At 67.0% G+C, this 11,984-nt stretch carries 9 protein-coding genes, 1 other RNA gene and 1 pseudogene; 5 read left to right on the top strand and 6 right to left on the bottom strand.

Annotated features, from left to right (window positions below; genetic code table 11):
- The first annotated feature begins 66 nt into the window (after nt 1–66).
- The 3 genes and pseudogenes from XCSCFBP4642_RS0101360 to XCSCFBP4642_RS23720 all read left to right on the top strand — a co-directional run bounded on the left by XCSCFBP4642_RS0101360 (nt 67) and on the right by XCSCFBP4642_RS23720 (nt 2,341).
- Nucleotides 67–1,029, top strand: a complete 963-nt coding sequence (locus XCSCFBP4642_RS0101360) for an IS5 family transposase (RefSeq protein ID WP_029218204.1) — start codon at nt 67–69, stop codon at nt 1,027–1,029.
- Between the two features lie 228 nt (nt 1,030–1,257).
- A pseudogene (locus XCSCFBP4642_RS26160) lies at nt 1,258–1,401 on the top strand (SDR family oxidoreductase); the annotation flags it as partial.
- Nucleotides 1,402–1,456: 55 nt separating this feature from the next.
- Nucleotides 1,457–2,341: an SDR family NAD(P)-dependent oxidoreductase gene (locus XCSCFBP4642_RS23720; protein WP_033897886.1), complete on the top strand. Its 885-nt coding sequence runs from the start codon at nt 1,457–1,459 to the stop codon at nt 2,339–2,341.
- A 47-nt stretch (nt 2,342–2,388) separates the two neighbouring features.
- On the opposite strand, the gene XCSCFBP4642_RS26155 is transcribed toward XCSCFBP4642_RS23720, so the two are convergent.
- The 4 genes from XCSCFBP4642_RS26155 to trhA all read right to left on the bottom strand — a co-directional run bounded on the left by XCSCFBP4642_RS26155 (nt 2,389) and on the right by trhA (nt 3,798).
- Nucleotides 2,389–2,464, bottom strand: a non-coding RNA gene (locus tag XCSCFBP4642_RS26155) — sX9 sRNA.
- Nucleotides 2,465–2,524: 60 nt separating this feature from the next.
- Nucleotides 2,525–2,824: a type II toxin-antitoxin system RelE/ParE family toxin gene (locus tag XCSCFBP4642_RS0101345; RefSeq protein ID WP_029218203.1), complete on the bottom strand. Its 300-nt coding sequence runs from the start codon at nt 2,822–2,824 to the stop codon at nt 2,525–2,527.
- Nucleotides 2,812–3,069 (bottom strand): type II toxin-antitoxin system Phd/YefM family antitoxin, encoded by a 258-nt coding sequence (locus XCSCFBP4642_RS0101340; RefSeq protein ID WP_029218202.1) that lies wholly within the window; start codon nt 3,067–3,069, stop codon nt 2,812–2,814. Before XCSCFBP4642_RS0101340 ends, XCSCFBP4642_RS0101345 begins: the two co-directional genes overlap by 13 nt.
- Nucleotides 3,070–3,135: 66 nt before the next feature.
- Complete coding sequence (trhA, locus tag XCSCFBP4642_RS0101335) at nt 3,136–3,798, bottom strand: PAQR family membrane homeostasis protein TrhA (protein WP_033897882.1); 663 nt, start codon at nt 3,796–3,798, stop codon at nt 3,136–3,138.
- Nucleotides 3,799–3,970: 172 nt separating this feature from the next.
- Between trhA and XCSCFBP4642_RS0101330 the strand changes: the two genes are divergently transcribed.
- On the top strand, nt 3,971–6,466 hold the full coding sequence (locus XCSCFBP4642_RS0101330) for a DEAD/DEAH box helicase (RefSeq protein ID WP_029218200.1): 2,496 nt from the start codon (nt 3,971–3,973) through the stop codon (nt 6,464–6,466).
- The gene (locus XCSCFBP4642_RS23715; RefSeq protein WP_033897880.1) at nt 6,463–8,277 is read left to right on the top strand and encodes a ribonuclease H-like domain-containing protein; all 1,815 of its coding nucleotides are present in this window, start codon (nt 6,463–6,465) and stop codon (nt 8,275–8,277) included. Before XCSCFBP4642_RS0101330 ends, XCSCFBP4642_RS23715 begins: the two co-directional genes overlap by 4 nt.
- A gap of 176 nt (nt 8,278–8,453) precedes the next feature.
- Here the strand turns inward: XCSCFBP4642_RS23715 and avrBs2 are convergent, their stop codons facing one another.
- The gene (avrBs2, locus tag XCSCFBP4642_RS0101320) at nt 8,454–10,604 is read right to left on the bottom strand and encodes a type III secretion system effector avirulence protein AvrBs2 (protein ID WP_029218198.1); all 2,151 of its coding nucleotides are present in this window, start codon (nt 10,602–10,604) and stop codon (nt 8,454–8,456) included.
- A 141-nt stretch (nt 10,605–10,745) separates the two neighbouring features.
- Complete coding sequence (locus tag XCSCFBP4642_RS0101315; RefSeq protein WP_029218197.1) at nt 10,746–11,903, bottom strand: ROK family protein; 1,158 nt, start codon at nt 11,901–11,903, stop codon at nt 10,746–10,748.
- Nucleotides 11,904–11,984 lie beyond the last annotated feature (81 nt).

Genomic DNA, 11,984 nt, shown 5'->3' with positions numbered 1-11,984 from the left:
GGCAACGCTGATCAAGTCGGTCCCTATCGGAGAAAATATGCCCCTTCCTTCAAATCGGAACGACCGATGAAACAGCAGACATTGGCGATGGCGGCCGATCAGGGCAGTGGATTCGAGCAGCATCGTCGGCCGACGCGCCGGGATGTGTTCCTGTCGACGATGGAGCAGATCGTGCCGTGGTCGGCACTGTGCGCGGTGATCGAGCCGTACTATCCGAAGGCAGGCAATGGCCGGCCGCCGGTCGGCCTGGAACGGATGCTGCGGATGTATTTGGTGCAGCACTGGTTCAATCTGGCCGATGAGGCCTGCGAGGAAGCGCTACTGGACAGCACGGCGCTGCGGCGGTTCGTGGGGATCGACCTGGGCCGCGAGCGGGTTCCGGACGCGACGACACTGCTGAAGTTTCGTCGCCTTCTGGAGACGCACGAGCTGGGGGCGGAGCTGTTCTTGCAAGTGAACCGGGAATTGGAAGCACGTGGCCTGAAGGTGGGCACGGGCACCATCGTGGATGCGACTATCATCGGCGCGCCCAGTTCGACGAAGAATGCGGACAAGGCCCGCGATCCGGACATGCATCAGACCCGCAAGGGGCAGCAGTGGTACTTCGGGATGAAGCTGCACATCGGCGTGGATAGTCGTAACGGCCTGGTGCATAGCGCGGCGGTGACGGCGGCCAATGTGCATGACAAGCACCTGCTGGGAGACCTGCTGCACGGGGAGGAACGCCGGGTCTATGGAGACAGCGCCTACGCCAGCCAGAAGGCGCTGATCGGCACGCATGCACCGCACGCCCGGGACTTCACCAACCAGCGGGTTCGCAAGCGTGGCGAAGTGAATGAGGTGCAGCGCCAGCGGAACCGCAACAAGTCGAAGATCCGTGCCCGTGTCGAGCACGTGTTCGCGGTGGTGAAGCGGCTGTGGGGCTTTGCCAAGGTGCGTTATCGCGGGCTGGACAAGAACGCGAACCGCTGCTTCGTGGCCCTGGGCCTGGCGAACCTGTACCTGGCGCGGGTGCGTTTGGCGGGATAGTTGCGCCTGCGGGGCCGCAAAAGCGGCCCGCAGCGCCCGGAAACGGGCATGGAAGGACGGCTGATCGTAGATCCAAGTGCGTCATGAGCCGGATCGGCCAGTTCGCTGGCCGTTGCGACTACTTGATCAGCGTTGCCNNNNGCCCGGAAACGGGCATGGAAGGACGGCTGATCGTAGATCCAAGTGCGTCATGAGCCGGATCGGCCAGTTCGCTGGCCGTTGCGACTACTTGATCAGCGTTGCCCTAAGGCCAACCCGCTGGAACGCCTGGGCACCCCGGAGGATATCGCCGCCGCAGTGGCGTTCCTGGCCGGCCCCGATGGCGGCTGGATCAATGGGCAGGTGCTGCGCGCCAACGGCGGCATGGTCTGACCTGCAGCGGCGCGCCGGGAGTGCGCGCCGCCCATTTCCCTTGAGGAGCAATGACATGCGCAAACGCATTCTGGTGACCGGCGCGTCCAGCGGTTTCGGCCGCTTGACCGCGCAAGCGCTGGCAGCCGCCGGCCACACCGTCTACGCCTCCATGCGCGATACCGCCGGCCGCAACGCCGGTGTGGCGCAGGAGATGGCCGAGCTGGCCGGCACGCGGCAGCTGGCCTTGCACGCAGTCGAGCTGGACGTGCAATCGCAGACCTCGGCCGATGCGGCGGTGGCGGCCATCGTGGCCGAGGCCGGCGGCTTGGACATGGTGGTGCACAACGCCGGCCACATGGTGTTCGGCCCGGCCGAAGCCTTCACTGCCGAGCAGTTGGCGCAGGTTTACGACATCAACGTGCTGGGCACGCAGCGGGTGAACCGCGCCGCGTTGCCGCAATTGCGCGCGCAGCAGCAGGGCTTGCTGGTGTGGGTGTCCAGCAGCCGCTCGGCGGGCGGCACCCCGCCATATCTGGCGCCCTACTTCGCGGCCAAGGCGGCGATGGATGCGCTGGCGGTGCAGTACGCGCGCGAGCTGGCGCGTTGGGGCATCGAGACCTCGATCATCGTGCCCGGCGCCTTCACCAAGAGCACCAACCACTTCGCGCATGCCGGCGCCCCCGACGATGCGACGCGCGCGGCCGCGTACGAGGCTGGCCCGTATGCGGGATTCGGCGAACAGGTGCAGCAGGCGTTCGCGCGCATCGTGCCCGAGGACGCCGACGTGGCCGAGGTGGCGCAGGCGATCGTGCAGGTGGTGGATGCACCGTTCGGTACGCGGCCGTTCCGGGTGCATATCGATCCGGCCGGCGATGGCGCCGATGTGGGCTTTGCGGTGCTCGATCGCCTGCGGGCAGAAATGCTGCACCGTGTGGGATTGGGCGACCGCGCGCGGTGAAATGATGGGATGCGGCAGGCGCTTGCAGTGCCTGCCGGCCATACAGCGGCTGACAGAACGTGCGAGCAGTCGTCAGCTGGATGCGGGCGGCGCACTCACGACCAGAGTGCAGGAGCGGCCCATGCCGCACCCAACACCGGCCGCGCCCGCCTGGCGGCTGTGCAGTGGTTTCGTTAGCCGCTCTCAGCGTGAAAGACGGTTCCTGCGAAGCGCGCGCTCGGACCGCATGACGTGCACCACCACGATGCGCTGCCCATCCACGCGGTAGATGATGCGGCAAGGTGGTTCGACAATCTGGCGATAGCGCGAGCGCTTGAGTTCCTGTGGCCGGCTTCCGCTGTCCGGGTGCTTGATCAATTGCTCAACGTGCGCGAACACCCGTTTCACCAGTGCCGCTGCAGCGGGCGCGTTGTCGATTGCGATGTAGTCGGCAATCGCGTCCAAGTCAGCCAATGCCGGCGCCGACCAGATTATTTCAGCCATCGCGCCATGCGTTGCTGTGCCTGTTCATGGCTCAGAGTGCGGCCTTCCGCTACTGCCATTTCTCCACGGGCGATTCCTTCGAGGAGCGCCATGCGCTGCTGCATGCGCTCGTAGCTGGCGACATCCACCAGATAGGCACTGGGCAAACCGTGCTGTGTGATCAGGATCGGCTCCTTGTCGCGCTCGGCAGCTGCAAGGAGTTCGGTGGCCTGACGCTTGAGCGTGGTGACAAGTTCGGTGCGCATGGAGTGACATTAAAGTATCACTTTGGGCGAGGCAAGCGGTCGGCCCGAGGACGCCCAACTGCGCCTTCACGCCCCGCTCAACGGCCGCAGGCACAGCCAGATGGCGCACCAGTGCGACAACGCACCGCCCAGCACATGGGCATGCCAGATGGCGCGGTTGTAGACCATCGACTTGCGCACGTAGAACGCCACGCCCACGGTGTAGAACGCGCCGCCGGCCACGATGAGCCACAGCACCGCGCTGTCCAGGCCGGCGATCATCTGGTTGACCACCACGATTCCGGCCCAGCCCAGCAGCAGGTAGATCGCCACCCAGAAGCCCTTGGCGATGCCGGGCAGGCACAGTTTGGCGAACACGCCCAACAGCGCCACGCTCCAGACGGTCAGGATCATGGCCCAGCGCCAGCTGCCATCGAGCGCGACCAGGAAGAACGGCGTGTACGAGCCGGCGATCATGACGAAGATGCCGGCGTGGTCGAACTTGCGCAGCATCGGCTGGCGCAGCGGCGGGGCGAAGTTGTAGGCGGCCGAGCAGGCGAACATCACCAGCAGGCCCAGCGCGTAGACACAGGTGGTCAGCAGCATGGTCTGGTTGGCATGCGCCCGCCACACCATCCAGCCGCCACCGACGATGGCCAGGAACAGGCCGGCGGCATGCACGATCACATCGGCACGACGGGCAGCGGGAGTCTTGTAATGCGGAGCGAGGGCGCTGGGGGGCACGGGCACGGCGGGTCTTCGAGAGGGGGAGCCCACAACGTGCAGCTCGGGCATGGCGCAGTGGGGGCCACAGCATACCCGCTTGCTGAATTCGCTCAGTGACACGGGCTCGCCCATTCGGGCCGTGTCTCATACCCTGAGACACCTCCCCTGTCTCATGCCCCTCTTTGGGAGCCGTCGTATGCCTCCATTTGCCCTCGCTCCCCGCACCGAAACCGCCGAACGCGCCCTGGCCACCACCGATGGCCGGCCCAGCCGCGACGGCGCACTGCTCACGCAGCGCCTGGAACGGCGCTACCAGGACCGCATCACCGGCAGCTTCACCATTCCCGGGCGCGACGGTAATTACGCGCCGATCCCGGAGGATGTGCCGGCCGCATTGGCCGATGCGCTGCGCACGCGCGGGATCGGCCAGCTCTACAGCCATCAGGCCGACGCCTGGGCGGCAAGCCAGCGTGGCGAGCATGTGGCGATCGTGACGCCCACTGCGTCGGGCAAATCGCTGTGCTACACGCTGCCGGTGGTGAGCGCGGCGATGACCGCAGGGGCCAAGGCGCTGTACCTGTTCCCCACCAAGGCGCTGGCGCAGGACCAGGTGGCCGAGCTGCTGGAATTGAACCGCGCCGGCGCGCTGGGGGTGAAGGCCTTCACCTTCGACGGCGATACGCCCGGCGATGCGCGCCAGGCGATCCGCCTGCATGGCGACATCGTGGTGAGCAACCCGGACATGCTGCACCAGGCAATCCTGCCGCATCACACCAAGTGGGCGCAGTTCTTCGAGAACCTGCGCTATGTGGTGATCGATGAGATCCACACCTATCGCGGCGTGTTCGGCAGCCACGTCACCAACGTACTGCGCCGGCTCAAGCGCATTTGCGCGTTCTATGGCGCCAAGCCGCAGTTCATCCTGTGCTCGGCCACCATCGGCAACCCGCACGCGCACGCACAGGCCCTGATCGAAGAACAGGTGCATGCCATCACCGAATCCGGCGCGCCCACCGGCGACAAGCATGTGCTGTTGTGGAACCCGCCAGTGGTCAATGCCGATCTCGGCCTGCGCGCCTCGGCGCGTTCGCAGAGCAACCGCATTGCGCGCATCGCCATCAAGAGCGGTCTGAAGACGTTGGTGTTCGCGCAGACGCGCCTGATGGTGGAGGTGCTGACCAAGTACCTCAAAGACATCTTCGACCACGACCCACGCAAGCCGGCACGCATTCGCGCGTACCGTGGCGGCTACCTGCCCACCGAGCGGCGCGAAGTGGAGCGGGCAATGCGTGCCGGCACCATCGACGGCATCATTTCGACTTCTGCGTTGGAACTGGGCGTGGATATCGGCGCGCTGGATGTGGTGATCCTCAATGGCTACCCCGGCAGCGTGGCCGCCACCTGGCAGCGCTTCGGCCGCGCCGGGCGGCGCCGGCAGCCGGCGCTGGGCGTGCTGGTGGCCAGCTCGCAACCGCTGGATCAATACGTGGTTCGGCATCCGGATTTCTTTGCCGATGCCTCGCCCGAGCACGCACGCACTGCGCCCGATCAACCGCTGATCCTGTTCGACCACATCCGCTGCGCGGCGTTCGAATTGCCGTTCGTTGCCGACGAGCCGTTTGGTCCGATCGACCCATTGGTGTTCCTGGAAGCCCTGGCCGAAAGCGAAGTGATCCACCAGGAAGGCGACCGCTGGGAATGGATTGCCGACAGCTACCCGGCCAATGCGGTGAGCCTGCGCTCGGTGGCCGACGGCAACTTCGTGGTGGTGGACAAGAGCGCCGGCAAGCAGCAGATCATCGCCGAGGTGGATTATTCGGCCGCTGCACTGACCTTGTACGAAGGCGCCATCCACATGGTGCAAAGCACGCCGTACCAGGTGGAGCGACTGGACTGGGAAGGCCGCAAGGCCTATGTCACGCGTACCCACGTGGACTACTACACCGACAGCATCGACTACACCAAGCTCAAGGTGCTGGACCGCTTCGATGGCGGCGTGGCCGGCCGTGGCGATTCGCACCATGGCGAGGTGCACGTGGTGCGGCGCGTCTCCGGCTACAAGAAGATCCGCTATTACACGCATGAAAACATCGGCTACGGCCCGGTGAATCTGCCCGACCAGGAGCTGCACACCACCGCGGTGTGGTGGCAGTTGCCGCAGGCCACCCTGGGCAAGGCGTTCGCCTCCAAACAGGATGCGCTGGATGGCTTTTTAGGCGCCGCCTACGCGCTGCACGTGGTGGCCACGGTGGCAGTGATGGCCGATGCACGCGATCTGCAAAAGGCTGTGGGCAGTGGCGATGGCGCGTGGTTTGCGGTGGCCGACCAGACCGGGCGCGGGCAACTGCGCGGGGTGGAAGAAGGCGAACAGGGCGCGGTGGAACTGCAGCAGGCCTTCGTGCCCACGGTGTACCTGTACGATAACTTCCCCGGCGGCGTGGGCCTGAGCGAGCCGCTGTGGCTGCGCCAGGCCGAGCTGCTGCAGCGCGCCGACGAGCTGGTACGGCGTTGCGATTGCAGCGCCGGGTGCCCGGCCTGCGTGGGCCCGGTGCTGGCCGCGCACGAGGAAGGTAAGGGCGAATCGCCCAAGTCGCTGGCGTTGACGGTGCTGGCGCTGTTGTTCGACGCCGATGCGCCGCTGCGCCATGCCACCCAGGTGGACGACGACCTGGCACTGGACGTGCTTGCATGAGCGTGAGTGCAGACCGACTGCGCTTGCTGCGTCGGCAGGCCGGGCATGCGGATGTGCCTGCGCCCGCGGTGGTTGCCGACAGCGATGCACCGCAAGCTGCAGCAGCGGCGCGTGCGGAAGATGCCGATGCCGCGCTTGGGCGTGAGGTGCCGCAAACCGCTGTCGGTGCAGCCAGGCCGGGCATATCGTCCGCGCCGATCGCGCCATCGGCCGCAACGTCTGCTGCGGCCGATGTGCCCGCATATGCGCCGGCCTTGCGGTGGTCGGATGAGCCACGTCTGGCGGACGCGGCGCACCGTGTTGACGCCTTGCGCGTTGCTACACCGACGCTCACGCAGAGCGACGTGAATGCTGTGGCGCCGGCATGGGCGAGCGCGCGCGCGACCAAGCCGTCTGCGCCACCGACGCAGCCGGCAGTGCTCAGGCGAGCAGCCGTTGAGATAGCGGCGGCTGGCGCTGTCTCAGGCGGTACGCACGCAAGCGGTGCGCACATGGCTGCCGACAGTGCGACGCCGCCAGCGCAGGACCAGGCAACGCCTGCACCTGGCAGCGCCTCGGGTGGCAGCGCGGAGCGTTTGCGCCTGCTGCGCCGTCAGGTCGGCGGGCTGACACCTGCATCGCGCAAGGACGACGCGGTGACGCCGACACGTGCGCAGCGTGCAGCGGTCTCCGGCACCGGGGCACTCGCTGCACGCTTGTCATCGCACGATGCCGCCGCTGCACGTCATGCCGCCCCGGCAGCCCGCCCGCACGGTGTGCGCACCGCACCGGCACTCATGCGCCGCGCCTTGCAGTCACCGGCTACTGCACCGCCTGCGCGCGAGGCATCGGTGTTTGCATGGGTGGAGCACGATGTGCGCCACATGCAGGCGTTGTCATCCGCTGTCGGTGGCGATGCAATCGATGTGACCGATGCCATGGATGCAGATCTCGCAGGCCGCTCGCCAGCAGCGCGCAATACCACGACACCACCGGCACCACCGATGTCGGCGACGCCACCACTGCAACGTCGCACCGACATCGCTGGGTTGCGCAAGATGATCGGCCTGCGCGAACGGGCGATCTCGCCGCACACGCCGCTGCGCGCGCCGTCCACCGATCGGCAGCTGCCCGGCAACGAGATCGCACCGGGCCTGCATCTGGTCGAAGCGTTCCTGCCGCAGCCGATTCCTGGCGAAGCGCTCTCGCTGGCATTCGCCAGACGCGAGGACGCGGTCGACCCGCTGGACCTGTTGTTCTTCGATACCGAAACCACCGGCCTTGCCGGCGGCACCGGCACGCGCGCCTTCATGATCGGGGTGGCGCAGTGGTGCACCGATGCCGTGCAAGGCAGCGGCCTGCGCGTGCGCCAGTTGATGATGTCCACCATGGCCGCCGAGAGCGCCATGCTGGACCTGTTCCGCAGCTGGCTGTCGCCGCGCACGGTGCTGTCCAGCTACAACGGCCGCTGCTACGACGCGCCGCTGCTCAAGACGCGCTACCGGCTGGCGCGCCGCGGCGACCCACTGTCGGCGCTGGATCATGTGGACCTGCTGTTCCCCACCCGCCGCCGGTACCGCGGCACCTGGGAGAACTGCAAGCTGTCCACCATCGAGCGGCAGCTGCTGCGCGTGGTGCGCGAAGACGACCTGCCCGGCTCCGAAGCGCCGGCGGCGTGGCTGAGCTATCTGCGCGGCGGCAGCGCGCGCAACCTGCGCCGCGTGGCCGACCACAACCACCAGGACGTGGTGACGCTGTCGCTGCTGATGCAACGGCTGGTGGCGGTGGAGGCGCAGGACCGCGAGGTGATTGCGTTGATGGAGACGCCGTAGCGCCGCAGCAGGCGCAGTGGCGGCGCAATGCGCGCGTCCTGGGTGCGAGCGCCAGTGCAGTTTGCCGGCGAAGGCGATGTCCACCTGCAACACTGCAAGGCGGCCCCCCATTGGCGACCACGTAAGCGGTCATGCCGCCGGGCCACGCGCGCCGGCGCAGGATCAGTGCGCCGTTATCACTCTCCTGGCTCGGTCTGTCTGGCTTGCTCGTTGAGGTAATGGGTCACCGGTGCACCACGGTACTGATCGGCCAGTCGCCCCAGGGATTCGGCGCGTGCATCCACCCCCTGCCTGGCTGCGCTGTCGTGCACAGGCTCTGCCGAGCGATCCAGAAGGCGGCCTTCCCGCACTGCGGCCACATGGGCCGGGTCGGCGGGCCTGGAGGCGGCGCGGAATTCGCCGGTGCGCTGCGCCACGATCGCCGCATCGCGCGCGGTGTCGATAGGGGTGTCTGGCGGCAGGTCCAGTTCCATGCCGGTATGACCACGCGCCAGCGTGCGGTCTTCCAGCAACGCGAGTAGTTCCTCCTCGGGCTGGTCGGTCAGCAGGCTTTCGCCGGCATCGCGAAAGGCACCGGCGGTGGTGCGCTGGATCCCGAAGGCTTCGCCGCTGAGCTTCTGCATCTCGCCGAAGTTGCGCCAGACGTAATAGTCCTTGTCGTGGTTGGCGCGCGGCAGGGAGAAATCCTCATACCGATAGCCGGACGAAAACGCCGCCTGCGCGTAGGACGAGTCCGGCTGGCGCAGGCGTGCGCGTGTCAGCTCCATGGCCTTGCCTGCAGCGCTTTGCTGATCGGTGGCCACCGCCTCCACGATGACCGGGCGCATCCTGCTCCAGCTTTCCAGCCACTGCACCGCAGTGTCGGCCAGTCCCTCCGGGCCCTCGTCCTTGCCCGGGAAGAACTGGCGCAGCTGCGCGTCGGCGAGCATGCTCTGGCTGAAGACCGGCACCACAGCGATCTTGGCCAACAGCCGATCGAGTGCGGCCCGGCGCGGCGCATCCTGGGAGTGCAGCGGATTGATCTTGTAGCGCTTGTATAGATTTGACAGAAATTGATCGAAGCCGCCCGTGTAGTACTTGGCATACAGCTTGATCGCGGCCCCCGGGCGCAGGTCCGGCCGGCGCATCAGCAGCATGACCACCGCCTCGGCGGTGTCTTCCTTGCAATCCAGCGCGACCGACATCGCCTCCGGCTTCTGCAGCGCATGCTCCAATGCCTGCTCCACCGCGGCAATGGTCTGATCGGTCTTGATGAAGTTGCCATCGACCGGGTTGCGGATCACCAGCGGCATCTCGCGCAACTGGGCGAACGGTACCTGCGAGACCAGCCTGTTCTGCGGATCGTCGGTCATGCGGCCAATGCTGAAGTCGTGCATCAAGACCGGCACGCCGTCGGCACTGACCTCGACATCCAGCTCCAGGTTGCGATACCCCTGTGCGTAGGCGCGATCGATGGCGGCCAGCGAGTTTTCCGGAATGCCGGCGTGGTTGTCGAACAGGCCCCGGTGCACCATCACGTCCTTGCCCAGCGCGCGCGTGCTGGGCGCCTGGAAGTACGCGTCGTGCACGAGCTCCTTGCGGTGCTTGCGCAACAGCGCTTGCTTTCCGGCCAGCAGATGATGGTCGTTGGCCTTGAAGAAGGCCGCGCCGCCGTCGCGCGCCGGCACCGCGTGTCCGTGGTAGCGCGCGGCTTGCTGCAACTTGCGACGCGGCTGCGTGGGTGCGGTGGGCTTCAGCCAGCCAGGTGTCTTCAGCCCATGGCCGGGCAGGTCCAGCGTCTTGCGCAATGCAGTGCGTGCTGCATCGCTGAAGGTGTCGTCATGCGCAAACGCGCGTTGCAGATCGAAGATGATGCGGCCTTGCTGCGCATCGACCAGCACCGGGCCCGCCGCTGCACGGGAGTGATCCGGCAAACCGGCGGTCATTGCTTCGAACGCAGCGGTATCCAGATACACCGGCTCCAGCGCTCCGGCGGCAAAACGTGCCGCGATGCTGGCGGGCCTGGTCCCTTTGCCGGCCTTTGCAAGCTGCTTGGCCAGCGTGCTTTGCGCGGCCTGCACGGTGATCTGCCTTGCCTGCACTTCGACCAGGCGTTGCTCCGAAAACTCGCTGTCCAGTGCCACCAATGCCTGCTTGCCGGTCATGGCGCTGTCGTCCAACGCCGCCAGTGGTGGTTGCATAAACGCCTGGCGACGCGGACGTGGACCCAGTGGCGGGTTGCCGCCGGGCACGTGCGGCACCTCCATCGGGGTAATCGGGCTGGTGTGCGTCGGTGTTGCCAGCGCGGTGGTGAGCAGGGCGGCCGGTTGCGAAGGAGCAATACGCATGACGACCTCAAGAGCACTGCGGGCGGCCAGTAAAGCGCCTGGCATATGACAATGCGCAACCGAGGCGAACTATGCTGCCGCGATGCGAAACGACGCCCCGCCGCAACGCCGGCACGCGCATCGGCTGGTCCACCACTGGTGCTAGAACAGCGTTTCCTTGAACGGCAGCATGGCTGCACCCAGCACCGTGGCATGTGCCTGCACCTGCCCGACCAGCAACGCCGGATACAGCAATGCACCGCCGCGCCGTGGCGCGGGCTCGAAGGCGACACGGGCGATCAGCCGCTGCGCAAGATCTGCCGGCAGGCGCGCGCCGAAGACGATGACGCGCGGGTCGATCAACGCGATGATCGCCGCCACCGCCAGGGTCACGGTGGGTTGCACCGCATCCAGCCAGGCGTCGATCTGCGGCCACGCCGGATCGTAGTGCTGCAGCAGGGTCTGCAGGTCCGCCAGTACATGGCCATCGGCGACCAGCGCCTGGCGCAGGCCTTCCAGCGTTGGCCGCGCGCTGCCGGTGATGGCCGAGATACGCCCCAGTTCGCCCACATTGCCGTGCGCGCCGCGGAGCACCTTACCGGCGGCGATCACACCCGCGGCAAACCCATCGGCGATCGTCAGGTAGACCAGGTCCGGCGATTGCCGGCCGACTCCGTACAAAGCTTCGGCCAGGGCGGCGCAATGGGCGTCGTTGTCCATCCACACCGGCAACTGCAGGCGGTCGGCGATGAACCGGTCCAGCTCCATCTGCATCCAGTCCGCGTCCAGCGTGAGCGGCGGATTGACCGGCGTGCCGTCGCCGATGCGCGGGCCGGTCATGCCGACACCCACCCCGAACAACCGCTGCCGGTTCACACCGGCCGCCTGCAGCAACTGCTCCACCAGTTCCGGCAGCCGCGCTGCGACCAGTTCCAGCGTCAGCGGGAACGCAGTGAGCTGGCGCATGCCGCGCACCTGGCCGGCGAAATCGATCAGCACCACCGCGATGCCATCGACCATCAACGAGGCTCCCACGCTGTACGCGTAGTCGGGCACCAGACTCAACTGGACGCTGGGTTGGCCGCGACCGCGCCGCAGCGACGGGCCGAGCTGGAGCAGCCCATGTGCAACCAGCGGGTCGATGATGCCCTTGGTGCCGGGAACGCTGAGCCCGCTGGCGCGCGGCAGATCGGCACGCGCCACCTGGCCGGCGCTGCGGATCAGATCCAGCAACGCGCGCTCGCTGGAACCGGCGGCCTGCCCGTCGCTACGGCGGCGGTAATGCGAACGGATGGCCGCGTGGGCGAAAAAGGAAGACATGGGGCGGCAAAAGGACCGGTGGTGTCACACAAGCTTAAATTAAGGAGATTAATTTAATTCGCCTGCGGCCACCGTGTTGGG

It is taken from the genome of Xanthomonas cassavae CFBP 4642 (genome assembly GCF_000454545.1).
GTDB lineage: Bacteria > Pseudomonadota > Gammaproteobacteria > Xanthomonadales > Xanthomonadaceae > Xanthomonas > Xanthomonas cassavae.
Note: the sequence above shows the minus strand (reverse complement) of the source record. Positions and strands in the feature narration are given on the sequence as shown.

Coding starts and splice junctions, on each gene's coding strand:
- XCSCFBP4642_RS0101360 (WP_029218204.1), top strand. CDS start 67: ATGAAACAGCAGACATTGGCGATGGCGGCCGATCAGGGCAGTGGATTC.
- XCSCFBP4642_RS23720 (WP_033897886.1), top strand. CDS start 1,457: ATGCGCAAACGCATTCTGGTGACCGGCGCGTCCAGCGGTTTCGGCCGC.
- XCSCFBP4642_RS0101345 (WP_029218203.1), bottom strand. CDS start 2,824: ATGGCTGAAATAATCTGGTCGGCGCCGGCATTGGCTGACTTGGACGCG.
- XCSCFBP4642_RS0101340 (WP_029218202.1), bottom strand. CDS start 3,069: ATGCGCACCGAACTTGTCACCACGCTCAAGCGTCAGGCCACCGAACTC.
- XCSCFBP4642_RS0101330 (WP_029218200.1), top strand. CDS start 3,971: ATGCCTCCATTTGCCCTCGCTCCCCGCACCGAAACCGCCGAACGCGCC.
- XCSCFBP4642_RS23715 (WP_033897880.1), top strand. CDS start 6,463: ATGAGCGTGAGTGCAGACCGACTGCGCTTGCTGCGTCGGCAGGCCGGG.
- avrBs2 (WP_029218198.1), bottom strand. CDS start 10,604: ATGCGTATTGCTCCTTCGCAACCGGCCGCCCTGCTCACCACCGCGCTG.
- XCSCFBP4642_RS0101315 (WP_029218197.1), bottom strand. CDS start 11,903: ATGTCTTCCTTTTTCGCCCACGCGGCCATCCGTTCGCATTACCGCCGC.